Below are 25,985 nucleotides of genomic sequence, written 5' to 3'. Positions count from 1 at the left end.
TATCGCCATTTGTTTTATGGGGAATTATAGGTAGTGTTAATTTTCACCTTAATAGAACAATAAATTAACATTTTATTATCTTTTGCGTTAATTCGCTTTGTAGCCTGAGTTTTCCTTATTTTATTTCCAAAATAAATTAATAATTCTGTGCATTATAAAAATATTGAATTTATTTAATTGAAAATGGGTCAATTCTTTTCCAATTGACACTAAATTGTTCATAAAAGGGAAGTTAATTGTTAACTTAGTTATATATTTTATGAAATAAGCTTTATTTATACTTTTATATTTGTGATGTATGTCACGCTATTTATTTTATTCGGCTCTATTATTTTTACTCTTTTTGTCCTTAATCATTTTTCATAAATGGAACCTTGGTAAGAAATTTAAATTAATCTTCACTTTTTCGCTACTTATTGATTGAATTCATTGCCACGCCCCGTATAATTTGCTCGTTTTTGTCACTTGACACTTTATAGCAAAGACAGTTTGATACATCATTCAGTAATACCTTTTACGATAGCTAGTCTGGAGAATACAAACGTCATGTCTGTCTCCCTCTACAACGGGAAAGTTGCACTGAAACTGTTATTTTTGCAGTTTATGACTTTTGTTATTCTCAGTGCGAGTTTCTACTTAAAGAGTACAGACTGGAGTTTTTCAGCTTTTTTAGGCGGAATGGCATGTTGGTTACCCAATATTGCTTTTCTTTTGTTAATGCGCTTACAAAAAGTCAATGAAGAAGAAGCTCCAGTTCGCATAAACTGGCTTTTTGCTTTCAGTGAAGGGTTGAAGGTTATATTATCAATAGCCTTGCTGATTGTTGCTTTAGGAGTGTTTAAAGCGGCATTTGCACCACTGGTCATGACCTACTTAGCGGTGCTTGTTATGCAGGTCGTTGCACCAGCCGTCATTAACGGTTAGCGTTTTTAACAACAAAAGGGTAATTGGCATCATGTCTGCATCAGGAGAAGCATTAACCACTAGAGACTACATAGGTCACCACCTGAATAACCTTCAGTTGGACCTACGTACTTTCGAGTTGGTCAATCCCCATGCTGAAAATGCGCCATCATTCTGGGTGTTAAATATTGACTCACTTTTCTTTTCAGTATTAATGGGAGCATTATTCCTATGGCTGTTTAGAAAAGTAGCAGTAAGAGCAACCAGTGGCGTACCGGGAAAATTCCAGACTGCAGTAGAAATGATCATCGGTTTCGTTGATAGCAGCGTTCGTGATATGTATCACGGAAAGAGCAAGGTCATTGCACCTTTGGCATTGACTGTGTTCGTTTGGGTGCTGTTAATGAATGCCCTGGATTTATTACCAATCGACTTCATCCCTTATATCGGTGAACACATCTTAGGGTTACCAGCGTTACGCATCGTTCCGACTGCGGACGTGAGTATTACTCTTTCGATGGCAATTGGTGTATTTATCCTGATCCTTTTCTATAGCATTAAGATGAAAGGCATAAAAGGGTTTACTAAAGAGCTGACTTTACAGCCTTTTAATCACCCAATTTTTATTCCTGTCAACTTAATCTTGGAAGGGGTAAGCCTGCTATCAAAACCTGTTTCACTCGGTCTTCGACTGTTTGGTAACATGTATGCAGGTGAACTGATCTTTATTCTTATTGCTGGTCTGTTACCGTGGTGGTCACAGTGGTTATTAAGCCTTCCTTGGGCGATATTCCACATACTGATTATTACGTTACAAGCCTTTATTTTCATGGTTCTAACGATTGTTTATCTGTCGATGGCATCTGAAGAACATTAATTATTAACTCTTTGAAGAAATAACTGAAACAAACTGGAGACTGTCATGGAAAACCTGAGTATGGATCTGCTGTACATGGCTGCCGCTATTATGATGGGTTTAGCTGCAATCGGTGCTGCAATCGGTATCGGAATCCTCGGAGGCAAATTTTTAGAAGGTGCTGCTCGTCAGCCTGATCTGATCCCTCTTCTGCGTACACAGTTCTTTATCGTTATGGGTCTGGTTGACGCCATCCCAATGATTGCTGTGGGTCTGGGCCTTTACGTGATGTTTGCTGTTGCCTAATGATGGTAATGAGCAGTAAAAGCATCAAGTTAGTTTATAACCAAAAAAGAGGTATTGTGCTGTGAATTTAAATGCAACAATCCTCGGCCAGGCCGTCGCATTTGTCCTGTTTGTTTTGTTCTGCATGAAATTCGTATGGCCACCAATCATGGCGGCCATTGAAAAACGTCAAAAAGAAATTGCTGACGGTTTATCATCTGCAGAACGTGCTAAAAAGGACTTAGATTTAGCGAAAGCCGATGCAGGCGATCAGCTAGCGAAAGCAAAAGCAGAAGCACAAGCAATCATTGAATCAGCGAATAAACAACGCACTCAAATGATTGAAGAAGCTAAAGCAGAAGCAGAGCAAGAACGTAGTAAGATCGTTGCACAAGCTCAATCCGAACTGGATGCAGAGCGTAAACGTGCTCGTGAAGAACTTCGTAAACAAGTCGCAATGCTGGCTATCGCAGGTGCCGAGAAAATTATTGAACGTTCCGTGGATGAAGCTGCTAATAGCGACATCGTTGATAAACTGGTCGCTGAACTGTAAGGAGGGAGGGGCATGTCTGAAATAGCAACTGTAGCTCGCCCCTACGCCAAAGCAGCTTTTGACTTTGCTGTGGAAAACCAGGCTGTCGATAAATGGCAGGTTATGCTGGCGTTCACCGCTGAAGTAGCACGCAATGAGCAGGTAACCGAATTACTTTCTGGTTCTTTAGCATCAGAAAAACTGGCTAACATCTTCGCTGACCTTTGTGGCGATCAATTAGATGAACATGCTCAGAATTTAATTCGTGTTATGGCTGAGAATGGCCGTTTATCAACGTTGCCTGAAGTATTGAGCCAATTTATTCAATTGCGCGCAGTACTAGAGTCAACGGTTGACGTTGAAGTAACTTCTGCCATTGAGCTAACTAAACAGCAGCTAGCTAACATTTCTGCAGCGATGGAAAATCGTCTATCACGCAAAGTGAAGCTGAATTGCAAAATTGATAAGTCTGTTATCGCAGGCATGATTATACGCGCCGGTGACCTCGTCATCGATGGCAGTATTCGTGGCCGTTTAGAGCGATTAACTGACGTCTTGCAGTCTTAAGGGGACTGGAGCATATGCAACTGAATTCCACTGAAATCAGCGAACTGATCAAGCAGCGCATTGCTCAGTTCAATGTAGTGAGTGAAGCTCACAATGAAGGTACGATTGTTTCCGTCAGTGACGGTATCATTCGTATCCACGGTTTAGCCGAAGTTATGCAGGGTGAGATGATCGCACTGCCGGGTAACCGTTTCGCTATCGCACTGAACTTAGAGCGCGACTCTGTTGGTGCGGTTGTGATGGGTCCTTATGCTGACTTAGCAGAAGGCATGAAAGTTAAATGTACAGGTCGTATTCTGGAAGTACCTGTAGGGCGTGGTCTGCTTGGCCGTGTGGTAAACACACTGGGTGAGCCGATTGATGGTAAAGGTGCCGTAGAGCATGATGGATTCTCACCTGTTGAGATGATTGCTCCTGGTGTTATCGACCGTCAATCAGTTGATCAGCCTGTACAAACAGGTTACAAATCCGTCGATGCCATGATCCCAATCGGTCGTGGTCAGCGTGAATTGATCATCGGTGACCGTCAAACAGGTAAAACTGCTCTGGCTGTCGATGCGATCATCAATCAACGCGACTCTGGCATTAAATGTATTTATGTCGCTATCGGTCAGAAAGCCTCTACTATTTCGAACGTTGTTCGTAAATTAGAAGAACATGGCGCGTTAGAAAACACCATTGTTGTTGTTGCTTCTGCATCAGAATCAGCAGCACTGCAATACCTAGCTCCTTATTCAGGTTGCGCAATGGGTGAATACTTCCGTGACCGTGGTGAAGATGCCCTGATTATTTATGATGACCTGTCTAAACAGGCTGTCGCATACCGTCAAATTTCACTATTACTTCGTCGTCCACCTGGACGTGAAGCATATCCTGGTGACGTTTTCTACTTGCACTCCCGTTTACTTGAGCGTGCTGCTCGCGTTAATGCTGAGTACGTAGAAGCATTCACTAATGGTGAAGTTAAAGGTAAAACCGGCTCTCTGACTGCGTTGCCAATTATCGAAACGCAAGCAGGGGACGTTTCTGCATTCGTTCCTACGAACGTAATCTCTATTACCGATGGTCAGATCTTCTTAGAATCTAACCTGTTTAACGCAGGTATCCGTCCAGCTGTTAACCCAGGGATCTCCGTATCTCGTGTAGGTGGTGCAGCTCAGACTAAGATCATGAAGAAACTTTCTGGTGGTATCCGTACTGCACTTGCGCAGTATCGTGAGCTGGCAGCATTCTCACAGTTCGCTTCAGATCTGGATGATGCTACCCGTAAACAATTGAACCACGGTCAGAAAGTGACTGAATTGCTGAAACAGAAACAGTACGAACCAATGTCTGTTGCACAACAGTCTTTAGCACTGTATGCCGCAGAACGTGGCTATCTGGAAGATGTTGAAATTTCAAAAGTTGTGCCATTTGAAGCGGCTTTATTAGCTTATGCCTCTCGTGAACATGCTGATTTATTGAAAGAAATCAACCAGACTGGTACTTATAACGAAGAAATCGAAGCGAAGCTGAAAGGCGTGCTAGAAAACTTCAAAGCGACTCAGTCCTGGTAATAACTATTCGGCCTAATAGTTAAACATTAGGCCGTCTGGTTCATGAGGAGAAGCAGAAATGGCCGGCGCAAAAGAGATACGTTCGAAGATCGCCAGTGTGCAAAACACACAGAAGATCACTAAAGCGATGGAGATGGTCGCCGCGTCGAAAATGCGTAAAACGCAGGAACGCATGGCAGCCAGCCGTCCTTATGCAGAAACCATGCGCAGTGTGATTGGTCACCTTGCGTTAGGGAATCTGGAATACAAACATCCATACCTCGAAGAGCGTGAAGTTAAACGTGTCGGGTACCTGGTTGTTTCGACCGACCGTGGTTTGTGTGGTGGTTTGAACATTAACTTGTTCAAAAAACTGCTGGCAGACATGAAAGAGTGGTCTGAAAAAGGTGTACAGGTAGATTTAGCTCTAGTGGGTTCTAAAGCAGCTTCATTCTTCGGCTCTGTGGGCGGAAATGTTGTTGGTCAGGTAACCGGCATGGGCGATGATCCAAAACTGTCAGACCTTATCGGTCCAGTCAATATCATGTTGCAGGCTTATGACGAAGGTCGTTTAGATAAACTGTATGTGGTGGCAAATAAGTTCATCAATACCATGGCTCAAGAGCCTAAAATTCTTCAGGTTTTACCATTACCACCAGGTGATGATGAAGAGCTGAAAGAAAAATCTTGGGATTATCTGTACGAACCTGATCCTAAGGCGTTACTGGATACTTTACTGCGTCGTTATATCGAATCGCAGGTTTACCAGAGCGTCGTAGAGAACTTAGCGAGTGAGCAGGCCGCCCGAATGGTCGCGATGAAAGCCGCTACAGATAACGGTGGTAACCTGATTAAAGAGCTGCAATTGGTGTACAACAAAGCACGCCAAGCAAGCATTACTCAGGAACTTACAGAAATTGTGTCTGGTGCAGCCGCGGTATAACAGCTAGGTTTACGAATTACGTAGAGGATTCAAGATGGCTACTGGAAAGATTGTCCAGGTAATCGGCGCCGTAGTGGACGCCGAATTCCCTCAGGATAGCGTCCCTAAAGTATACGACGCTCTTGAGGTTATGAATGGTAAAGAAAAACTGGTGCTGGAAGTTCAGCAACAGTTAGGCGGTGGTATCGTTCGTTGTATCGCAATGGGTACATCAGACGGTTTAAGCCGTGGCTTAAAAGTTGAAAACTTAGGCCACCCAATTGAAGTACCAGTAGGTAAAGCAACACTGGGACGTATCATGAACGTTCTGGGTACACCTATTGATATGAAAGGTGATATTGCAACTGAAGAACGTTGGTCTATTCACCGTGAAGCACCAACCTACGAAGAGTTATCAAACTCACAAGAACTGCTTGAAACTGGTATCAAAGTAATGGACTTAATCTGTCCGTTTGCTAAAGGTGGTAAAGTAGGTCTGTTTGGTGGTGCGGGTGTTGGTAAAACAGTTAACATGATGGAATTGATCCGTAATATCGCGATCGAGCACTCAGGTTACTCTGTATTTGCTGGTGTTGGTGAGCGTACTCGTGAGGGTAACGACTTCTATCATGAAATGACAGATTCTAACGTTCTTGACAAAGTATCGTTAGTTTATGGTCAGATGAATGAGCCACCAGGAAACCGTCTGCGTGTAGCACTGACGGGTCTGACTATGGCTGAAAAATTCCGTGATGAAGGCCGTGACGTACTGTTATTCGTCGATAACATCTATCGTTACACCTTAGCCGGTACAGAAGTATCAGCACTGTTAGGTCGTATGCCATCAGCGGTAGGTTACCAGCCAACATTGGCTGAAGAGATGGGTGTTCTGCAAGAACGTATCACTTCAACCAAAACAGGTTCAATCACCTCTGTACAGGCTGTATACGTACCTGCGGATGACTTAACTGACCCATCACCAGCAACAACGTTTGCTCACTTAGATGCGACAGTTGTACTGAGCCGTCAAATTGCTTCATTAGGTATCTACCCTGCGGTTGACCCACTGGATTCTACCAGTCGTCAGTTAGACCCACTGGTAGTTGGCCAAGAGCACTATGATGTCGCTCGTGGTGTTCAGTCTATCCTGCAACGTTATCAGGAACTGAAAGACATCATCGCTATCTTAGGTATGGATGAACTGTCAGAAGAAGATAAACTGGTTGTTGCGCGTGCGCGTAAGATCCAGCGCTTCCTGTCACAGCCATTCTTCGTTGCTGAAGTATTTACCGGATCACCAGGTAAGTTCGTTTCCCTGAAAGACACTATCCGTGGCTTTAAAGGTATTCTGAACGGTGATTATGACCACCTGCCAGAGCAGGCGTTCTATATGGTTGGTACTATCGAAGAAGCAGTAGAAAAAGCTAAGAAGCTTTAATACGGCTGACGGGAGGTTGATATGGCCGATACATCGTTCCACCTGAAAGTTGTCAGCGCTGAAAAGCAGTTATATGACGGCGAAGTCAAACGAATTCAGGTAACTGGTAGCGAAGGTGAGCTCGGTATTTATCCGCAGCATACCCCGTTATTAACTGCCATAAAACCGGGCATGGTACGTGTCGTAAAAACATCGGGCGAAGAAGAGGTTATCTACCTTTCAGGTGGTATTCTCGAAGTTCAGCCGACTGGCGTCATTGTACTGGCAGATACAGCTATCCGTGGTCGTGATTTGGATGAAGCGAAAGCGTTGGAATCTAAGCGTAAAGCTGAAGAACACATTCAATCCTCTCATGGTGATGTTGATTATGCTCAAGCATCAGCAGAATTAGCCAAAGCGATTGCAAAACTACGTGTAATCGAACTGACTCGACGTTGATGTAAATAGGCAGTCTATGAATAAAAAAGCCAGTTGGTTCTTAGCTAACTGGCTTTTTTGCGTCATGAAATATTTTGTGTGACGAAATATGTAGTATTATTTGGCATAAACAGGTTTACTTGCCATTCTTTACGGGAGTTATCGGGTTAATTATGTCTAATTCAGCTAAAAGCGTTGTTATTCTTGCTGCGGGAAAAGGCACCCGCATGTATTCACAGCTACCTAAAGTTCTTCATAAACTTGCGGGTAAATCCATGGTTCAACATGTGATTGATACTGCTAAGTCATTAGGTGCTCAACAAACACACCTTGTCTATGGACATGGTGGTGAGCTAATGAAAGAAAAATTAGGTTCACAACCTGTTAATTGGGTACTACAAGCAGAGCAACTAGGAACGGGTCACGCAATGCAGCAAGCCGCGCCTTTCTTTGCTGATGATGAAGATATCCTGATGCTTTATGGTGATGTTCCTCTTATAACCAAAGAAACATTAGAACGTTTAATTGAAGTCAAACCAGAAGGCGGTATTGGTTTATTAACGGTTATTTTAGATAATCCAACTGGCTATGGTCGTATTGTTCGTGAAAATGGTGAAGTAACTGGCATCATCGAACAAAAAGATGCTTCTGAAGAACAACTCAAAATTAATGAAATCAACACTGGCATTTTAGTGGCCAATGGTGGTGATTTAAAACGTTGGTTAGGTAAGCTCGATAATAACAATGCACAAAAAGAGTATTACATTACTGATATTATCGCGTTAGCGCATAAAGAAGGTCGTAAAATTGAAACGGCTCATCCTCGTCGCCATAGTGAAATGGAAGGTGTGAATAACCGTCTACAACTGGCTGCATTAGAACGTATTTACCAAACAGAACAAGCAGAGCGCTTATTATTAGAAGGTGTTATGTTGCTTGATCCTGCGCGCTTTGATTTACGTGGAACATTAACTCATGGTAAAGATGTGGTGATTGATACCAACGTTATCATTGAAGGTAATGTGACGTTGGGAAATAACGTTGAAATTGGTACAGGTTGTGTTCTAAAAAACTGTGTGATTGGTGATAATTCTATTATTAGCCCATATACGGTGATCGAGGATGCAAACTTAGCACAAGAGTGTACAGTTGGCCCATTTGCACGTCTTCGCCCAGGTAGTGAATTAGCTGATAAAGCTCACGTGGGTAACTTTGTTGAGATGAAAAAAGCCAGCTTAGGTATTGGCTCTAAAGCAGGTCATTTGACTTACTTAGGCGATACAGAAGTGGGAGCTAACGTTAATATCGGCGCAGGTACTATCACTTGTAACTATGATGGGGCAAATAAATTCAAAACCATTATTGGTGATGATGTCTTTATTGGTTCAGATACTCAATTAGTGGCGCCAGTTACTGTTGCTAATGGTGCAACCATTGGTGCAGGAACAACACTCACTAAAAACGTAAATGAAAACGAATTAGTGATCAGTCGAGTTAAGCAAACTCATATCAGTGGATGGAAACGTCCAGTGAAGAAAAAACAATAATTTTAAGAGAAGGGCGTATATTTAATTAGCGCCCTTTTCTTGTACTCTATTATTCTAAAAACAAAAAATATCCCCGCTTTCTACAATGGCTTGGGGAAAAAACCAATCAGGTATAAGACATCCAAGTGCGAATAAACGCACAGTTTTAGGAATAACACAATGTGTGGAATAGTAGGTGCAGTTGCACAACGCGATATCGCTGAAATCTTAATTGAAGGCTTACGTCGTCTAGAATACCGCGGTTATGATTCTGCGGGGCTAGCTGTTGTTGATAATGACTGCAAAATGACACGTTTGCGTGAAGCTGGCAAAGTACAAATGTTGGCTGATGAAGCAGAAAAAACACAAGTCATTGGTGGCACAGGTATTGCTCATACTCGTTGGGCAACACATGGTGAACCTTGTGAAGATAATGCACATCCTCATGTATCTGGCACTATTGCCGTGGTACACAATGGTATTATCGAAAACTACCAAGAACTGAAAGCAGAATTAATTAAAAGAGGGTATCAGTTTGCTTCTCAAACAGATACCGAAGTGATTGCTCACTTGGCAAACTGGGAACAGCGCCAAGGTGGCACATTACGTGAAGTTGTACAGCGCGTTATTCCTCAATTACGTGGTGCTTACGGTACTGTAATTATGGATAGTCGCACACCAGAATTATTAGTTGCCGCACGTTCTGGTAGTCCGCTGGTGGTTGGTCTTGGTGTGGGAGAAAACTTCCTTGCTTCTGACCAATTAGCATTATTGCCAGTGACTCGCCGCTTTATCTACCTTGAAGAAGGGGATATTGTTGAAATTACACGCCGTCATGTCCATATTTTTGATGTAAATGGTGAAGAAGTTAATCGTGATACGATTGAATCTAACGTTCAATACGATGCGGGTGATAAAGGTGTTTATCGCCACTACATGCAAAAAGAGATCTACGAACAACCTCTGGCGATTAAAAACACCCTTGAAGGTCGTTTAAAATCAGATTCGATCGATCTCAGTGAATTAGGCCCTAAAGCTGAAGAGATATTATCTAAAGTTGAACATATTCAAATAGTAGCTTGTGGGACTTCTTATAACGCAGGTATGGTTTCTCGTTATTGGTTTGAATCGTTAGCGGGCATTCCTTGTGATGTCGAAATTGCATCTGAATATCGCTACCGTAAACCAGCAACTCGCCGTAATAGTTTATTGATCACATTATCCCAATCAGGTGAAACCGCAGATACGTTAGCGGCGCTACGTTTATCTAAAGAGTTAGGATATTTATCATCACTGGCTATTTGTAACGTGGCTGGATCTTCTTTAGTACGTGAATCTGAATTTGTTTTAATGACTAAAGCGGGTGCTGAAATTGGTGTTGCATCAACTAAAGCGTTCACAACACAGTTAACAGTTCTATTAATGCTGGTGGCATATATGGGACGCATTAAAGGTGTTGCAACATTAGAACATGAAGTTTCAACAGCATTACATGCATTACCAAGCCGTATTGAAAGCATGTTATCGAAAGATAAAGTGATTGAAGCCTTAGCTGAAGATTTCTCAGAAAAAAGCCATGCTTTATTCTTAGGTCGTGGCGACCAATACCCGATTGCGGTAGAAGGTGCATTAAAGCTAAAAGAGATCTCTTATATTCATGCTGAAGCATATGCTGCTGGTGAATTAAAACACGGCCCATTAGCATTAATTGATGCGGATATGCCGGTTATCATTATTGCGCCAAACAATGAATTATTAGAGAAATTAAAATCTAATATCGAAGAAGTTCGGGCACGTGGTGGTTTACTGTATGTGTTTGCTGATCAAGATGCAGGCTTTGAAGAAAACGAAACGATGAAGTTAATTTCTTTGCCTCACGTTGAAGAACTGATCGCACCGATTTTCTATACCGTACCATTACAGCTGTTGTCTTATCATGTTGCTTTAATTAAAGGCACAGATGTAGACCAACCTCGTAACTTAGCAAAATCGGTTACAGTTGAATAAAAATTAGCTTTTTATAAATAATTTATTGTTATTTATACTTAAACCCAGTGAAATCTTAATTGAATCACTGGGTTTTTTATTATGGCTTTAGCCAGTTTAAGTCGTGCTAGCGTTTTAAACATAAAACTACCCGCTACGCAGGTGGCATTCAAAGGTGTTGAAATAATTGAAGGGCATCTCATGCCAGATCATGTGCATATGTTAGTGAGTATTCCACCGAAGATAAGTGTTTCAAGCTTTATGGGATATCTGAAAGGTAAAAGCTCGCTAATGATCTTTGAAGACTGCCCAATCTAAAATATAAATTTGGCAACAGAAAGTTTTGGGCAGAAGGGTTCTATGTCACGACAGTGGGGCTAAACGAAGCCACAATTCAGAAGTATATCAGAGAGCAAGAAAAGTCGGATTTAATCTTGGATAAATTGAGTAGTAAAGAATATGTAAATCCCTTCAAAGGGTAAGCCAAAGTAGCAAAGACACTTAGCTTGAACGAAGAGAAAGCAACGTCATTTAGGCACAGTCGGTAATAAGCCCTTATAGGGGCAAGAGCAAACCACCCGTTTTACGGGTGGTTATGATTTAATTAATTTGATGCTGAAAACCGAGTAATAATTGCTCTAACCCAAATTCGAAACGGTTTGTAAAATCATCGGCAAAAAGTACATCTCTTGCTTGCCAAGTTTGAGGGAATTTATCTTGGACTAATTGCTCAAATGCTTCTCTTTTATTCATTAATTCTACTTTTTCCATGAGCATAACGGACTGTTGTTCAATACAACACCCTAAAATAAAATAGAGTAACGCCATTGTCATCTTGCTGGCTAATTGAGCTGAAGTACCTGACTGCATAATTGCATTAATAAAAGTATTATTTATACGTAATACATTTTCAGAAATGACATAAGTACCTGCAAATACTCTGGCACCGTCCCTATGACGTAAAAATGCGTTTCTTAAATCATAAGAAAGGCGTGTTATATCTTTTTTCCAATCATTATGAAATTCAAAATTTACGGCAACATCGCTGACTATTCTATCCGCGATCCCTTCAATTAACGTCTGTTTGTTATCAAAGTGCCAATAGAGAGAGGCTGCTTTTATCTGTAAAGCATCCGCTAGTTTACGCATTGTTAAGCCTTCAATACCTTCTGTCTCTAGTAATGCAAGGGCGGTATCTACTACTTTCAGCCGTTCAATTTTAGGTGTTTTCATAAATAATTCTCATTTCCCTCTTTTATATCTAACAATGTTAGTTTACCATATTTATACAACCTAACAATGTTAGATTGCGGGTTAAGTGAGTGGAAATATCGTTATTTGGGAATGAAATATGAAAAATATGCCATCAAGAAAAGAAAAAATAACAGAATTTATAATGACTTATACTCCTTGGATTGCTGTCATTTTAGTTATTGTATTGATTACAACTGCAACGTTAGATTGGGATAAATGGTGGAGTGATGCACGATATCAATCCACTGATAATGCCTACATAAAAACAGACCCTACAATATTAAAATCAAGAATGACGGGATTTATTTCTGAAATAAAAAAGGAGGATTATCAGTTTGTTAAACAAGGAGATGTTATTGCTATTATTAATGATAACGAACAGTTACTTAGTAAAGAGACCGCTATTGCCGAGTTTAAAAAAGCACAATTACAGCTTAATAATTTAAAAGAAGAGATAAAAGCGTCTGAACTTAATATCGAAACTTTACATAATCGCTATGAAGCGACTGTCATTGATGTCGCTCAAGCGAAAAGAAATCCTTTATTACGAAAAGATTTGATTCGAAGTGGGGCTATAACTCAACAAAATTACCTTGATGCTCAATCTGATTTACAACGTTTAATAAAATTACAAAGCGCAGCTAAAAATGAATGGGAGCAAGCTAAACAATCATTGGTATTACTTAAAGCTCAAGAAGAAATACGTCTAACAGAAAAAAATATTGCTCAAACACGTTATCAACAAACAGAAACAGAACTTACTTATACAAGAATAGAAGCCCCTTTTGATGCTCAGTTAAATAAAATAAAAGTCAATCTTGGGAGTTTAGTTACTCCTGGCACAGAAATCGTCACACTGACTCCTCTAAATCATATTTACATCATTGCGAATTTAAAAGAGACACAGATAAAAAAAATTCTTCCTGAACAAACTGTTTCTATCAATATAGATGCTTTTCCTAATGAAATATATCAAGGAAAAGTTCGTTATATTGGCGCGCAAAGTAGTGGCGAATCGGCACTAATTCCTGCCGATAATGCGAGTGGCAATTTCACTAAAGTTGTTCAACGTATCCCTGTTTACATCACTTTTGATAGTAATAATAAATTATTAGCTAAATTGCGTGCTGGTATGTCTGCCGAGGTAAAAATAGACACAGAAAGTTTATCTATAGAGGAGGTTGATGATGACGCTTAATTTCTTGTCAGGAGCACAAGAAAACAGACCTTTATTTATAGTATTTTCTGTTTTTCTTGGTGCGATTTTATCTACACTATTTATTCGTATGTTTTCTATGTCTTTAGCTGATTTACGCGGTATTTTTGCTCTAGATATAGTGCAAGGTTCTTGGTTAAACGTAGCAATTAATTCTGCTCAGTTAATCAGTATGACATTAGTACCTTGGTTTATGGTGATTTATGGTGCTGAGAAAATATTAATTAGCTCAAGCTTGTTACTTTTTTTCTGTTGTATTTTGGTTTCTAGTAGTGGTGATTTTATTGGACTACCTTTTTTATTAATACTGCATTTTTTGATTGGTTTTTGTTTGGGAGTCTATTTGCCAATGACAATATCTTTGGCATTAAGAAGTTTAAATCCTAATGTTTGGCTAATCGTTATGGCGGCTTATAGCCTGCGAGTTTCAGTCGGAATGGATGCAGGAGTAGGAATATCTGGTTCAATATTCGAAATCTTAAATTGGCGCTGGCTCTATTGGGTTTCAATGTTATTTTCGTTAGCTATTATGTTTTTTGCTTGGCGTGGAATGCCAATTACACCTATTAATAAAGAGCAACTTGCACAAAGTGATTGGGGAGGAATGACATTAAAATGCCTAGGTTTAACTCTATTATATATTAGTGTTGTTCAAGGTGAATTACTTGGATGGTGGGACTCTGGGCTAATTATTTCTTGTTTACTTGGTAGTGCTATTTTAATACTGACTTTTATTATTAGAGCGGTAACTTATAGCAAAAGTTTTGGATATTTAAATTGGCTTACAAATTATAATTTAAGGGTCTGTTTTGTCATTGCTTGTTTATACGGTTTTTTAATGTTGCCCAACTCATTATTTGTGCCTTCTTTTTTGAGTATTGTTGCAGGCTTTAAAGCACAACAAATAGGAGAAATAAGCAATGTTGGTTTTATTACCTATCTTCTTTGTAGTCCTCTAGCCATTATTATCGCACGTCGGCTAGAACCTCGTTTAGTGATGATGATCGGAATTACTATTATTGGTGTTTCTTGTTTACTTGGTCAACAAATTACTTATCAGTGGAGATCGGACGATTTCTTTTTGCTTATTGTGCTACAAGCTATTGGAGAATGTATTTTATTAATTGGTTTAATTGCTTCATTTGTGACCAATATTAAACCCAGTGAAGCGTTGCACCTTGGGGCTTATATATCAATAGCACGAGTATTAATGCCAGCGCTAGCTGGGGCCTTAATGAATACGTATTTAAGAATATCGTATGATACACATCAAGGGTCATTAAGGGGTTATGTACAAACAGGGGAACAAAAACTATTAGGAAAGGGGCTTGATAACGTTCAAGATTTCATGACGTTAATAACAAGAGAGTCTCATGTTGCATCTTTTATAGATGGATTTCATTTAATAACATGGTTTGTTGTTTTAGGATTGATTTGTCTATTTTTTTTAAAACCTTCACCTGCTAATCCTATTGTGCCAACATTATTTACTATTCAAAAATAAAAATCTGCCTGTAATCGATAACAGGCAGAGGAAAATAGCACTATCGGAGAGATATATCGCTATTAAAACAACACTACAGTAAGAACAAAACTAATTAAGAAAAATAAGTAAGAAAAACCTAGTTGTAAGACTTAAATAGAGATTGATTACCTGATTTATCAAAAGCAATAACTTGGTAAGGCTCTTTATAATCACCAGCATACATACCTAAACTTCCTGCTGGCATACCTGCAACCGCAATACCGGATTTCGATTTATCCACTAAGTTGATATTTTTTAAGCTATCAACCGGGATATGTCCAACTAAGTCTTTACCTTGATAAGTCGCAAAGTGGCAACTTAATAAATTATTTGGCACGCCTGCTTGTTGATATTTTTCCATTAATTGAGTTTCTGAAACGATATTCACTTTAACGTTAAAGCCAGCTTCTTTCACTCCATCAGCCCATAAAGTACAGCATCCACAACTCTCTGTTTTATAAACCTCAACAACATTATGATTAGAAGCATAAGCTGTACTTGTAAAAGCTGAGATTGCAATGATAGAAGGCAGTAATAACTTTTTCATTGTTTATTCCTTTCATTAAGTTGATAGACGAAACAATAATCTTTCCCCCTACTGGAAGGTCAATTTAATTAAGGTATAAACGCGTAGAGTTTTGTAAAAAAATATTTATAGAAAACAAAGGTATAAATAATACTTTATTTATCCTTTTTTGATGTTTTTCGAGAATATGACTTGATATAAGCAGAAAAAAAGCCTGCTTAGCAGGCTTAAAATGGAGAAAACAGGGTAAACGTAGAGTAGTTAGGATGTAAATGATTATGAGGGTATCTCATTAGTTAAATCACCTCTTGCGAAGAGTGATTGTGCTTTAACTGATAGTGAGTATAAACCTAAGCTTAACTTGAGGTTAAAGCGGATAAATTTGTATAAGGTGTACAATTTTATTGATTAAACTAAAATATAAAAAAGCGAAAAACAAAAAAAGCTAATATATTTCAATATATTAGCTTTTATAATAATCAGGGTTACTTTAAATTAAAGACAAATTATTTGATAATGGTAATTTGTTTTACGTCGATCTCTGTACTTGTCCACTCTTTATCAACTTTACCTTCAATTCTGACAGTATTCTCAGGTGTGACAGTTTGTCCACGCCATCTTTTATTATCAATATCTACATTGATACCGCCGGTGCTATCTTCAAAAACATACAGCTCATCGCCAATTTTTTTGGTAATTTTGCCCGTTAAGATAACCCATGTGTCATCAGAAAGATCTTTTGCTTTAGCAACGGTTGTTTCACTAATAGAAGGGCCTTTAAATCCACCTTGTTCAGTTGTGGGTGCTTGAATAGAGCCTTGAAAACCACCTTGGTGTGTTGTATTTGCTTGAGATGCAAACGCTAACGTACTACCAATTAATAATACTAAAATTTTTTTCATAACAAGCTCACTTATGGGTTAATAATTCAACTAATTAATGAATTAGATTTTATTTCATCTTCATGTATAAAACCGCATATTAAGGTAAATTTCAGTATTAATATATCAACTGATTGATATTACCCCTTGAATTGTAGTTCTTTATTTCTCTTTGTGTTTTTTATTGATATAAGCATCTATCACTAAATACTTCTTTTCTCTAAGTTAAATCCACTGGTTATTTCCCCTTGGGATCGGTGCTAGCGGTTATTCAAAAATATACCCTTCGGGATCATTGTTTTTAGATCTATTACCTCTTATTATCCAGCGCCTTCAAATTTTTTTTAATTTCCCCCTATTATTTTTAGAGGTTTTAGGTTTTATGACTAACGAACGCATTGCCAATCCGGGTCCATTAGGTTTAATGGGTTTTGGTATGACAACGATTTTGTTGAACATACATAATGCCGGTTTTTTCCCTGTTGTCTCAGTCATTATGAGTATGGGAATTTTTTATGGTGGGATCGCACAAGTTATTGCTGGTATTTTTGAGTTCAAAAAAGGCAATACTTTTGGCGCAACCGCATTTACCTCTTATGGTTTCTTTTGGATAACATTAGTAGGAATTTGGTTATTACCCGTGATGGGCTTAAGTGAGCCAACAACCCCTCTCTTTTTAGGTGTCTTTTTAGCATTATGGGGAATATTTACCTTTTTCATGTTTATTGGCACATTAAAAGCCAATAGAGCATTACAGTTTGTTTTTTTAAGCCTGACAATTTTATTTGCCCTACTGGCGATTGGAAATATCACTGGCAATGCACTGATTTTAAAAATTGCTGGTTTTGAAGGTATTATTTGTGGTGCCAGTGCTTTTTATCTTGCAATGGCTGAAGTATTAAATGAGATGTATGGCAGAACAATACTGCCAATTGGTCATAAGTAACTGTTTTATAGAGAAGTGGCTATTTAGCCACTTCTACTACTTGGCTTTTTCGTCGTACTAATTTTCTTGCACACCATGCATAAAGTAACCCTGCAACTACACCTGCAATATGAGATTCAGTCGATACACCTAATTGACCTGGAATTAACCCATAGGCCATTGATCCATAATAAAATAAAACAAAAAGGGCAATGACAATATCGATAATTTTCCGTCGAGTAAAAGCGTGAGCAATCAATAAAGACCATAATCCAAAGATCCAGCCACTTGCACCAACATGAATAGCACTTCGTCCAAAAATCCAAACCAACAAACCACTTACGATAATAATGAATAAACTTGATAAAACATATTCTCGTAAAGATTGTGTCATGGATAAAAAGCTAAGAATAAGAAGAGGAAGTAGATTACTAAAAAGGTGAGACCAAGAACCATGTACAAAAGGGGCGATAAAGATGCCAATTAATCCTTCTCCTGTTCTTGGAATAATTCCCCATTGAAGAAGTGAAATAGGCAATAAAGAGCCAATTAATTGAAGTAGGATTAATGTGATCGTTAATCCACCAAGAAAGGTTAATCTTTTTTTAAACCAAATCTTATCCATAACGATAGCCTTAATACAGAGTGACGTAGATAAAACCGTTTTGATAGAAGAGCCTTTAATAAAAGAAGAAAGGCTCTTTTTTGTTTATCAGTCTAATAAATTAAGGCAAGCAGCTCCACGGGCGCCACCTGCATCACCGTGACGCGCTTTTTCTATTGCTGGAATTTGCGCATTTCCATAGACACAGTGTGAGAGATATTCAGGCAATTGGTCATACAATGCATTAAATTGTGATAATCCACCACCAATAACAATTAAATGTGGGTCAAGTACAGTAAGAATATTACTAAGGTAAATCGCAAGTACTTTCATATAACGATCAACATGTTCTTCTGTTTTCTTATCCCCAGCATAATATTGCTCAACGATATCAACAGCTCTTTGTGGCGTATGATTGAAAGCTTTATACATACGTTCAAAGCCTCGGCCTGATAAATAAGTTTCAAAACACGCTTTTTTACCACAACCACAGATAATTTTTGGCATGGTATCGCCTATGACATTATCTGCATCTACATTTAAATTCATATGGCCAATTTCACCAGCAATGCCATTTTTTCCAGAAAGCACTTTGCCATCAACAACAAAACCACCACCGACACCTGTACCTAAAATAAGGCCAAGTACAGAAGGATGATGGCGAAACTCAGGGTCCCACGCTTCTGATAAGGCAAAACAGTTGGCATCATTTTCAACTTTAACCGGCCTGTTGAGTATATGTGCGAGATCATGAACCATAGGTTTGTATTTGGCTGCTGGAACATTGGTGGTAAACACGGTTCCTTCTTTTGCATTTACAATACCTGGCACACCTACGCCGATCTTTCCTTTACATCCTAATTCGTTGTCAGCTTCTAAAGTTAGCTCCTTAAAAACATTCAATAATGCCTGATAGTCATTTTTAGGTGTAGGAACACGTTTTTGCCACACTTGGGTCAGATCTTTATCAAAAACGGCAAGCTCAATTTTTGTGCCGCCCATATCAAAACCATAATACATATCAGTCTCTTAATTATTCTGTAAATATTATTTATAGTAACAACAAGATTGTTGATACCGTGCCATTTCTATTTCAGTCAATATTTAAGTTATCTCTACTGTTTATATACACTAGGTAAAACGGAACAGTGATTGGTGACAGTTGAGTTTTTTTTACCTATTGATGACTGCCTTCCATTAAAACACTACGTACTTTCATTAGAGCAAAGCCTAATAAATTTAATCCATTCCATAAAAGGGGATTACTGATCTCTTTGTCTTGTTCACTTAAACCTACTCCCCATATCTTATCAACGGGGCTTGCTTCCACAAGCACACGATTGCCTGTGGAGATTAAAAAAGTACCCAATGCATTATTTTGAGAAAATTTGGCGATATTGGCTCGAATAACGATATCCATACGTTGTTGCTCCCAAATTTCTTGGTTAAATCCTTTTACTTCTCGACCAAGTGCTTTAGCTGTACCTGGATTTGATGTTGCAATAATACGCTCTCGTATTTCTATATCATTAAAAAGCTTTGCTTTCTCTGCCATCATATAGTGTTCAGCACTGATGTAACGAACATCATCTAATATAAAGGGTGCTGGATACCATTGGCTAAAGCAGCTTTTTGTGACTTCATCTGTTTTACTTTTGTGTCCCCAAAAGTAAACAAATTTTATTTTCTTACCTGTACGGAAATCTTTCTTTAATTGTTCTAAATCCATTTTTTTTCCATTATCACGAAGGCTTTTTGTTTATCTAATAAAGATAGCATAGAAGTAAAGAAGGATAGAGTGCCTTTTTGTGATTCTGTGAGTAGGTGAAGCGATTCCGCTATTTATTCATTTTGATATAATTACACGTCTTATTTTGATTACTTTCTATCAAATCATAAAAAAAATAGAACTTAAACCCGTAGGATTGTTCTTAAAAAAAACCATATAAAAAGTATTTTATTTTATATAGTTACATAAAAAGATTGTCTCAAAATGATACTGTCTTATTAGTATAAAGATGTAGTTGATTAAGTATTTTTAATATAAAAAAATATAATTATGGGTATTTTTACTGATTATTGGTATATATAACTATTATTTTATTGTTTTTTAATAAAATTCAAATGGTTATGTTTGTCGTATCGTGTTTTTTCATCGTTACATTTATTATTTGAACCAGGTCACGCTTGTTGGGTTGTTAAGCTAAATTAACAATACTGTTTTAAGTATAAAATATAACTTAAGTTAATTATCCTAAAATACAGGTTATTCTTAGTGGTATTTACCATAAATAAATAGTAACACTACTCATAGTTAGATAATCTATTTTTGTCTATTTTATTAGGGTGTTTTTTCTAAAACTTAACCAACTCTGATGTATTTAATTTTTTTTCAATAAAAACTGCTCATCTTAATATGATAAAAAGCAATAAATTCACCTTTTGAGTGTAAAAAATAAATCATTTTTGATGATGATCAATATGGATTAATAATATTTAACATTTTTTCTGCTCTTTTTTAGAGAACAAATTTAACTAAAATATGAGGATTTTTTTAATTTGATCTTGAAAGGTTCTTTAGTTTTCAGAGGAAATAATATTAATTAATGATTATTTTAGAATTTTATTTTTATAAAATTTATACAAATTGTTATTAGTTAATAGTAGTTATTATCCGGTTTTTAATTGTGTTTTCTGGGGTGAAAAAGACGCTATTTTCGATGATAACAATGAATGTGAAATTAAGTAAAAATACCCAAATCTATGAAGTGAAAATGAGTATCGCTTAAATTTTTACGCTTTTTTTGATGTTGTCTTTTTGATTAAAATAATTATACAATTTAATTTAAATAATCATTGCTCTTAATCAGATGGTGTTTATTTGAAATTAAAAAAATCAGTATTTATAAGATTAATTTACCCTACATAGTTGATGTTCATTAATTGATAGTTTAATAAGAGTTTAAATGTGGATTTATAAAGATATATTTAAATTTGTTTTGAATTTATCTCTAAGGATCACTCTCTCTTATTTTGTATGAGCATCAAATTATTGAACAAGATTTAATGTGCTGTTATTAAAGGGGCCACACTATGTATGATGATATAAGTAATTTAAAAGATAAGTTCCAGGAGGATGCTTTTGCTTTCCAAGAGTTTCCTTCCTCTGTAACACAAGACGTTGATAATAAAATAGAACCAATAATTATAAGTAGTGAAGATAATAATAAAATTAGTAATTTAAGTAATAATACGTTTTCAGAAACTTCACTCACTGTGAAAAACGAACTAAAACAACCTATTACTGTTTCGCCAACTCCTTCTTATCACCAGGATGCTTTAGTTGTTAAAGCAAAGAAAGACAATTTAATTAAGAGTAAGAAAAATTTGTTAGCAGATAATAAAATATTTGATAGCAATGAAACAGATAGAGTTCATGCACATGAAAATATATCACTAAAAGATATATTGTCATTTATTGCCTCTGTTTAATTCAAATAAGTAACACTCTTTGTATAAATAAATAATATTGACTGGTGTCAATCTTTAGCCATTGTTATTTTATTTTTTAAGCTAGGTTTATTTCTTTTCGATATCTATTCATATCGACGGGCAACCTTTGTCTTAAGAAAAGATCTATGGCGATGACAAAGGTATGGGTTTATGAATAAAATATTTAAAACATTAATTACGGCTTTCTTATTGATAACAATGTTTTCACTCATTGTTATGCCAATGAGCGCCGAGCAACAATATATATTCGGTATTATCAATATATTGTTGTTATTTGTTATCGGCTTTAAAAAATCAAAAAAACGATTGTTAACAATGGTTTTTATATCGTTGTTGATGTCAACACGTTATCTTTACTGGCGTGCGACAAATACCCTTAATTTTAATACAACTATCGAAGCTGTTTTAGGTAGTGGCTTATTTATGGCTGAGATTTATTCTTGGATTATTTTGGTCTTGGGCTATTTCCAAACATCATGGCCATTAAATAGAAAAATAGCCCCTTTACCTAAAGATGTTTCTCAATGGCCAACTGTTGATATTTATATACCAACATATAACGAAAGCTTAGATGTGGTACGTGATACAGTTTTAGCTGCACAGGCTATCGATTACCCTCAAGATAAAATGAAAGTGTATATCCTAGATGATGGTAGTCGTGAAGAGTTTAAACAATTCGCTGGTGATGTGGGTGTAACTTATATTGAACGTGAAGTTCATGATCATGCCAAAGCAGGTAACTTAAACCACGCGATGGGATTAACAGATGGTGAACTAATTTGCGTTTTCGATTGTGACCATATTTCAACTCGTATTTTCTTGCAAGCAACAGTCGGTAGCTTTCTTGAAGATCCTAAATTAGCGCTTATTCAAACACCACACTATTTCTATTCTTCAGATCCCTTTGAACGTAATTTAAGTGCCGCTAAAGATGCACCACATGAAGGCGCACTTTTCTATGGCCCTGTACAGCGTGGTAATGACAACTGGAATGCGACATTTTTCTGTGGCTCATGTGCGGTTATGCGTCGTAGTGCGCTTGAAGAAATCGGTGGTATCGCCGTTGAAACAGTAACAGAAGATGCCCACACAGCACTGAAATTACAGCGTCTAGGTTGGAACTCTGCATTTATTGATATTCCTTTAGCTGCTGGCCTTGCCACAGAACGTTTAGCATTACATGTTAACCAACGTATTCGTTGGGCGAGAGGAATGACACAAATATTCCGCGTTGATAATCCAATGTTAGGCCGTGGTTTAACATTTCCTCAGCGCCTATGTTATCTCAATGCCATGCTCCATTTTCAGTACGGTTTGCCTCGTATTATCTTTTTGACTGCGCCGTTACTGTTTATGTTATTTAACCTCAATATTATTGCTTCATCTGCCAGCATGATATTCGCCTATGCATTGCCACACTTAATCATGTCGGTTTATGTAAACTCAAAAAATATCGGTAAATATCGTTATTCTTTCTGGGGTGAAATTTATGAAACGGTGATGGCTTTTAGCTTGGTTTTACCTACGCTACTCAGCTTAGTTTCACCAAAATTAGGTAAATTCAACGTAACAGATAAAGGTGATTTATTAGATAAAAGCTATATGGATTACCTCACTGTACGCCCTTTGATTATTACTGCTCTTCTTTTAATCACGGGTATTTCATGGGTCGTTATTCGTTATTTATTAAACGATTTCCAAGGTATTGATCCTCTAGTTATTGTTTTAAACCTGACTTGGGCAACTTACAGCTTATTTATCATTCTTGCATCGATTGCTGTTGGTAAAGAGACACGCCAAATTCGTAAACATACTCGAATTAAAGCCTCTCTTCCTATTACATTGCATTTTGATGATGGTGCGGAATTAAGTACTACCACTGAAGATATTTCAATGGGTGGTGTTCGTATCGCTGTGAATAAAATGGCGGAATTACGCCAACGCAATGTCACATCAATCACGTTAAATGTTCAGCGTGATGAGGTTTCAGTTCCTGCTGAAATGGTTAGTTTAGAAAACAATCAATTACGCCTTGAATTTTTACCTATCAGTTTAAATGTTCGCCGTAAATTGGTGCGCATTATCTTTGGTCGTGCAGATGCATGGATACATCAAACAGATTACAAAGATAAACCTTTTAAAGAATTGGCAGGAATTACGCGTTGTATTTTTGAATTGTTCTTTGGTCGTCGTCAAAAAGTAAAACCAGTAGCAACAAGAACCAAAGCTAAAACTTCACTCTCTGTGCAATCTATTAACGGGGATGACTAAGCATGAAAAAGAAACTGACATTAATGCTAAGCCTGACTGCTATAGCGATTGCGAGTATTAATTTATCTCAAGCTGCGACAGGTATGTTAGAACTCGGTGGTGAAATTTTGCCTGACCCGACTTCTTATACTCAATCACCAGTGCAACAAAATGCCAATAACCCTATCAGAATGGGAGATGTGGCATTATCAGAAGCTCGTAATATCGAAGAGCAATTAACGTTGGCACAGATGGGAAACCCATCGCCTATCGTATTATCAGGAAGAAGATTACTTTCTGGTGTGACTTTTAATATGGCGAATGATTTATTTATCGATAACGCCACACTAACAATGAAAGTGAAAGCATCTCAAGGATTAGTTCAATCGGATCAAACACTTCATTTAATGTTAAATGGTCAACCTATGGGATTTCTACCTTTAGAAGAAGGTGGGCAAGAGCATGAGTATGTTTTAGAAATCCCTGAAATGATGTTGACGAATGTGAATAATCTGAGTTTCCGTTTAGCAAGTCGTGATGCATTAGATGAAAATCAATGTACACCACCATTAGCTGAAGGACTTAGCCTCGTTATTTCACCTGATTCATCATTAGATTATCGAGGTCGCTGGATTAATGGCGGGTACAGTCTGGAACGATTGCCCCTACCGTTCTTTGATCCCGACAGAATGACAGCGACCTCGTTACCTATCATATTGTCAGATAAACCTGACCATGCAGAGGTAACAACAGCAGCGATTGCAGCATCATGGTTTGGTAGTTTTAGTCATGATATTAAGCAAGTTGATTTACCCGTTCTAATGAACCAATTACCTGAAAGTGACGGTATTTTAGTTGGTTATTCCGGACAAACTATTGCTGGTATTACTCTACCTTCAGGAAATAGTGGGCAATTAACTATTGTTGATAACCCCGTTGATCCTGTTTTCAAATTATTACTGATCAGTGGTGATAATGAGAAATCATTACGCCAAGCAGTATGGGCGCTAAATAACGGTAAATTGCCACAAAACGATCACTTAGTTGTACCTTCTCAAACATTGGCTGTACGAAAAGATTACGATGCACCACGTTGGTTAAATACCAATAAACCGGTCACATTGGGTCAAATTGCTAATGGTAGCGATGATTTCTCGCGTCAAGGTATTAATCATGCGCCGAATCAGTTTTCATTTCGTGTATCACCCGATCTTTTTTGGTGGGATGGTGATGCGTTACCTTTAGAATTGAAATATGTTTTTCCTCATTCAGATAAGCTCAATAGCCGTCGTTCTTCATTGATTGCTTCTTTGAATAATCAATTCTTAGGTGCGTTATATCCAGCACGTTCAGAACCTTTAGGTATGTTAAGACAATGGCTAGGTATGGAGAGTGAACAGCAAAACAGCACTCTCTATTTAAACCCTCGTCAAATTTATAGCCAAAATCAATTGCAGTTTTATTTTGATTTACGTGAGCCTGATGATTCTCCTTGTATTTTAACGGATGGCAGTAGCTTGATTAGCCGAATTGATCCGCAATCAACGCTGCAATTTAAAAATACTTGGCACTATTCAAGAATGCCGAACTTGGCGTATTTTTCAGGGGCTTCATTCCCATTTAGTCGTCGTGCTGATTTTTCACAAACCACACTGTTATTACCTGAAAATCCGACTACAGAAGAGCTTTATACCTTAGTCAATTTAATGGCGAGATCAGGCTATTCCACGGGTACACCAGTTTCTCATGCTTCTGTTTTCTTAGGGGCTAAAGCGCTAGAGAAAAATAACCTTTCTCAACAAGATATATTAGCCATTGGCTCATTAAACAGTGACGGTTTTTTACCAGCACGTTTTTCACAACAGGCATTCTCTTTTTTAAATAAAAATATCGAGATCAAATCACAGTCGTTGCTTGATAAAGCGAAAGGCTGGATTGCTGGTGATTATTTATCTCAAAGTGGTGATGCCGCTAATTATCTCTCTTCCGTAAACAACTGGCGTGGCATGGTGAGTTTTATCTCACCTTGGGCGAGCGATAGGGTTGTCGTATTAGTGACTGCTAAAGGTAATGATTCAATAAAGACCATTATCAACGATTTAAATTTAGCTGAAATAAATGCAGCCATAAAAGGCGACATCACTCTGATTAGTGGTAAAGACACGGTAAGAAGTTTCCATTTAGGAGAACACTTCTCTCAAGGTGACTGATCTGCTTTAATCAAACAGGACACTTTAATAATGGAATATAATCCAATTATTGAGGTGTTAAATGAAAAAACGAACAAATAGATTTTATACTACTGAGTTTAAGCAAGAAGCGGT

General features: G+C 37.7%; 23 protein-coding genes and 1 pseudogene. 18 read left to right on the top strand and 6 right to left on the bottom strand.

Annotation, left to right across the window (positions count from 1 at the left end; translation table 11 throughout):
- Positions 1 to 546 precede the first annotated feature (546 nt).
- The 12 genes and pseudogenes from atpI to tnpA all read left to right on the top strand — a co-directional run.
- Positions 547 to 924 carry a F0F1 ATP synthase subunit I gene (atpI, locus tag DK866_RS18605; RefSeq protein WP_109410109.1) on the top strand — a complete coding sequence of 126 codons (378 nt, stop codon included), beginning with the start codon at positions 547 to 549 and terminating at the stop codon, positions 922 to 924.
- A gap of 31 nt (positions 925 to 955) precedes the next feature.
- Positions 956 to 1,780 carry a F0F1 ATP synthase subunit A gene (atpB, locus tag DK866_RS18600; protein ID WP_072071088.1) on the top strand — a complete coding sequence of 275 codons (825 nt, stop codon included), beginning with the start codon at positions 956 to 958 and terminating at the stop codon, positions 1,778 to 1,780.
- Positions 1,781 to 1,825: 45 nt separating this feature from the next.
- Positions 1,826 to 2,065 carry a F0F1 ATP synthase subunit C gene (gene atpE, locus DK866_RS18595; protein WP_004246596.1) on the top strand — a complete coding sequence of 80 codons (240 nt, stop codon included), beginning with the start codon at positions 1,826 to 1,828 and terminating at the stop codon, positions 2,063 to 2,065.
- A gap of 61 nt (positions 2,066 to 2,126) precedes the next feature.
- Positions 2,127 to 2,597: a F0F1 ATP synthase subunit B gene (atpF, locus tag DK866_RS18590; protein ID WP_072071087.1), complete on the top strand. Its 471-nt coding sequence runs from the start codon at positions 2,127 to 2,129 to the stop codon at positions 2,595 to 2,597.
- A gap of 12 nt (positions 2,598 to 2,609) precedes the next feature.
- Positions 2,610 to 3,143: a F0F1 ATP synthase subunit delta gene (gene atpH, locus DK866_RS18585; protein ID WP_072071086.1), complete on the top strand. Its 534-nt coding sequence runs from the start codon at positions 2,610 to 2,612 to the stop codon at positions 3,141 to 3,143.
- A gap of 14 nt (positions 3,144 to 3,157) precedes the next feature.
- On the top strand, positions 3,158 to 4,699 hold the full coding sequence (gene atpA, locus DK866_RS18580; protein ID WP_109410108.1) for a F0F1 ATP synthase subunit alpha: 1,542 nt from the start codon (positions 3,158 to 3,160) through the stop codon (positions 4,697 to 4,699).
- Between the two features lie 58 nt (positions 4,700 to 4,757).
- Positions 4,758 to 5,621, top strand: coding sequence for a F0F1 ATP synthase subunit gamma (gene atpG / locus DK866_RS18575; RefSeq protein WP_036933511.1), 864 nt, complete (start codon positions 4,758 to 4,760; stop codon positions 5,619 to 5,621).
- A gap of 34 nt (positions 5,622 to 5,655) precedes the next feature.
- The gene (gene atpD / locus DK866_RS18570) at positions 5,656 to 7,038 is read left to right on the top strand and encodes a F0F1 ATP synthase subunit beta (protein ID WP_023583323.1); all 1,383 of its coding nucleotides are present in this window, start codon (positions 5,656 to 5,658) and stop codon (positions 7,036 to 7,038) included.
- 21 nt (positions 7,039 to 7,059) lie between these two features.
- On the top strand, positions 7,060 to 7,476 hold the full coding sequence (locus DK866_RS18565) for a F0F1 ATP synthase subunit epsilon (RefSeq protein ID WP_006534340.1): 417 nt from the start codon (positions 7,060 to 7,062) through the stop codon (positions 7,474 to 7,476).
- Between the two features lie 152 nt (positions 7,477 to 7,628).
- The gene (gene glmU, locus DK866_RS18560) at positions 7,629 to 9,002 is read left to right on the top strand and encodes a bifunctional UDP-N-acetylglucosamine diphosphorylase/glucosamine-1-phosphate N-acetyltransferase GlmU (RefSeq protein WP_109410107.1); all 1,374 of its coding nucleotides are present in this window, start codon (positions 7,629 to 7,631) and stop codon (positions 9,000 to 9,002) included.
- 159 nt (positions 9,003 to 9,161) lie between these two features.
- Positions 9,162 to 10,988 carry a glutamine--fructose-6-phosphate transaminase (isomerizing) gene (gene glmS, locus DK866_RS18555; RefSeq protein ID WP_109410106.1) on the top strand — a complete coding sequence of 609 codons (1,827 nt, stop codon included), beginning with the start codon at positions 9,162 to 9,164 and terminating at the stop codon, positions 10,986 to 10,988.
- A gap of 150 nt (positions 10,989 to 11,138) precedes the next feature.
- Positions 11,139 to 11,449: pseudogene (gene tnpA, locus DK866_RS18550) on the top strand (IS200/IS605 family transposase); the annotation flags it as partial.
- Positions 11,450 to 11,567: 118 nt separating this feature from the next.
- On the opposite strand, the gene DK866_RS18545 reads toward tnpA, so the two are convergent.
- Positions 11,568 to 12,200 carry a TetR/AcrR family transcriptional regulator C-terminal domain-containing protein gene (locus tag DK866_RS18545; RefSeq protein WP_109410105.1) on the bottom strand — a complete coding sequence of 211 codons (633 nt, stop codon included), beginning with the start codon at positions 12,198 to 12,200 and terminating at the stop codon, positions 11,568 to 11,570.
- Between the two features lie 118 nt (positions 12,201 to 12,318).
- Here DK866_RS18545 and DK866_RS18540 point away from each other — a divergent pair, with 118 nt between their 5' ends.
- Positions 12,319 to 13,419: an HlyD family secretion protein gene (locus DK866_RS18540; RefSeq protein WP_109410104.1), complete on the top strand. Its 1,101-nt coding sequence runs from the start codon at positions 12,319 to 12,321 to the stop codon at positions 13,417 to 13,419.
- Positions 13,409 to 14,941, top strand: a complete 1,533-nt coding sequence (locus tag DK866_RS18535) for an MFS transporter (RefSeq protein WP_109410103.1) — start codon at positions 13,409 to 13,411, stop codon at positions 14,939 to 14,941. Before DK866_RS18540 ends, DK866_RS18535 begins: the two co-directional genes overlap by 11 nt.
- Positions 14,942 to 15,059: 118 nt before the next feature.
- Here DK866_RS18535 and DK866_RS18530 read toward each other — a convergent pair whose 3' ends face one another.
- Both DK866_RS18530 and DK866_RS18525 read right to left on the bottom strand, forming a co-directional pair.
- A complete protein-coding gene (locus DK866_RS18530; protein ID WP_109410102.1) occupies positions 15,060 to 15,509 on the bottom strand; it encodes a DUF411 domain-containing protein in 450 nt (149 codons plus the stop codon).
- A gap of 485 nt (positions 15,510 to 15,994) precedes the next feature.
- Positions 15,995 to 16,405: a YgiW/YdeI family stress tolerance OB fold protein gene (locus DK866_RS18525; RefSeq protein WP_409076900.1), complete on the bottom strand. Its 411-nt coding sequence runs from the start codon at positions 16,403 to 16,405 to the stop codon at positions 15,995 to 15,997.
- Between the two features lie 346 nt (positions 16,406 to 16,751).
- Here DK866_RS18525 and satP point away from each other — a divergent pair, with 346 nt between their 5' ends.
- Positions 16,752 to 17,315 (top strand): acetate uptake transporter, encoded by a 564-nt coding sequence (satP, locus tag DK866_RS18520; protein WP_109410100.1) that lies wholly within the window; start codon positions 16,752 to 16,754, stop codon positions 17,313 to 17,315.
- 19 nt (positions 17,316 to 17,334) lie between these two features.
- Here the strand turns inward: satP and DK866_RS18515 are convergent, their stop codons facing one another.
- The 3 genes from DK866_RS18515 to DK866_RS18505 all read right to left on the bottom strand — a co-directional run bounded on the left by DK866_RS18515 (position 17,335) and on the right by DK866_RS18505 (position 19,627).
- Positions 17,335 to 17,919, bottom strand: a complete 585-nt coding sequence (locus DK866_RS18515) for a rhomboid family intramembrane serine protease (RefSeq protein ID WP_109410099.1) — start codon at positions 17,917 to 17,919, stop codon at positions 17,335 to 17,337.
- Between the two features lie 87 nt (positions 17,920 to 18,006).
- Positions 18,007 to 18,918, bottom strand: coding sequence for an N-acetylglucosamine kinase (nagK, locus tag DK866_RS18510; protein WP_109410098.1), 912 nt, complete (start codon positions 18,916 to 18,918; stop codon positions 18,007 to 18,009).
- Between the two features lie 157 nt (positions 18,919 to 19,075).
- Positions 19,076 to 19,627 (bottom strand): NADAR family protein, encoded by a 552-nt coding sequence (locus DK866_RS18505; RefSeq protein ID WP_109410097.1) that lies wholly within the window; start codon positions 19,625 to 19,627, stop codon positions 19,076 to 19,078.
- Between the two features lie 1,364 nt (positions 19,628 to 20,991).
- On the opposite strand from DK866_RS18505, the gene DK866_RS18500 reads away from it, so the two are divergent.
- The 3 genes from DK866_RS18500 to bcsB all read left to right on the top strand — a co-directional run bounded on the left by DK866_RS18500 (position 20,992) and on the right by bcsB (position 25,871).
- Positions 20,992 to 21,390, top strand: coding sequence for a hypothetical protein (locus tag DK866_RS18500; RefSeq protein WP_109410096.1), 399 nt, complete (start codon positions 20,992 to 20,994; stop codon positions 21,388 to 21,390).
- A 171-nt stretch (positions 21,391 to 21,561) separates the two neighbouring features.
- The gene (gene bcsA / locus DK866_RS18495; RefSeq protein ID WP_109410095.1) at positions 21,562 to 23,682 is read left to right on the top strand and encodes a UDP-forming cellulose synthase catalytic subunit; all 2,121 of its coding nucleotides are present in this window, start codon (positions 21,562 to 21,564) and stop codon (positions 23,680 to 23,682) included.
- Positions 23,683 to 23,684: 2 nt separating this feature from the next.
- Positions 23,685 to 25,871, top strand: a complete 2,187-nt coding sequence (gene bcsB, locus DK866_RS18490; RefSeq protein WP_109410094.1) for a cellulose biosynthesis cyclic di-GMP-binding regulatory protein BcsB — start codon at positions 23,685 to 23,687, stop codon at positions 25,869 to 25,871.
- Positions 25,872 to 25,985 lie beyond the last annotated feature (114 nt).

The sequence above is a fragment of the Proteus genomosp. 4 str. ATCC 51469 genome (genome assembly GCF_003144375.1).
GTDB lineage: Bacteria > Pseudomonadota > Gammaproteobacteria > Enterobacterales > Enterobacteriaceae > Proteus.
This window is presented reverse-complemented; position numbering and strand designations above follow the sequence as displayed.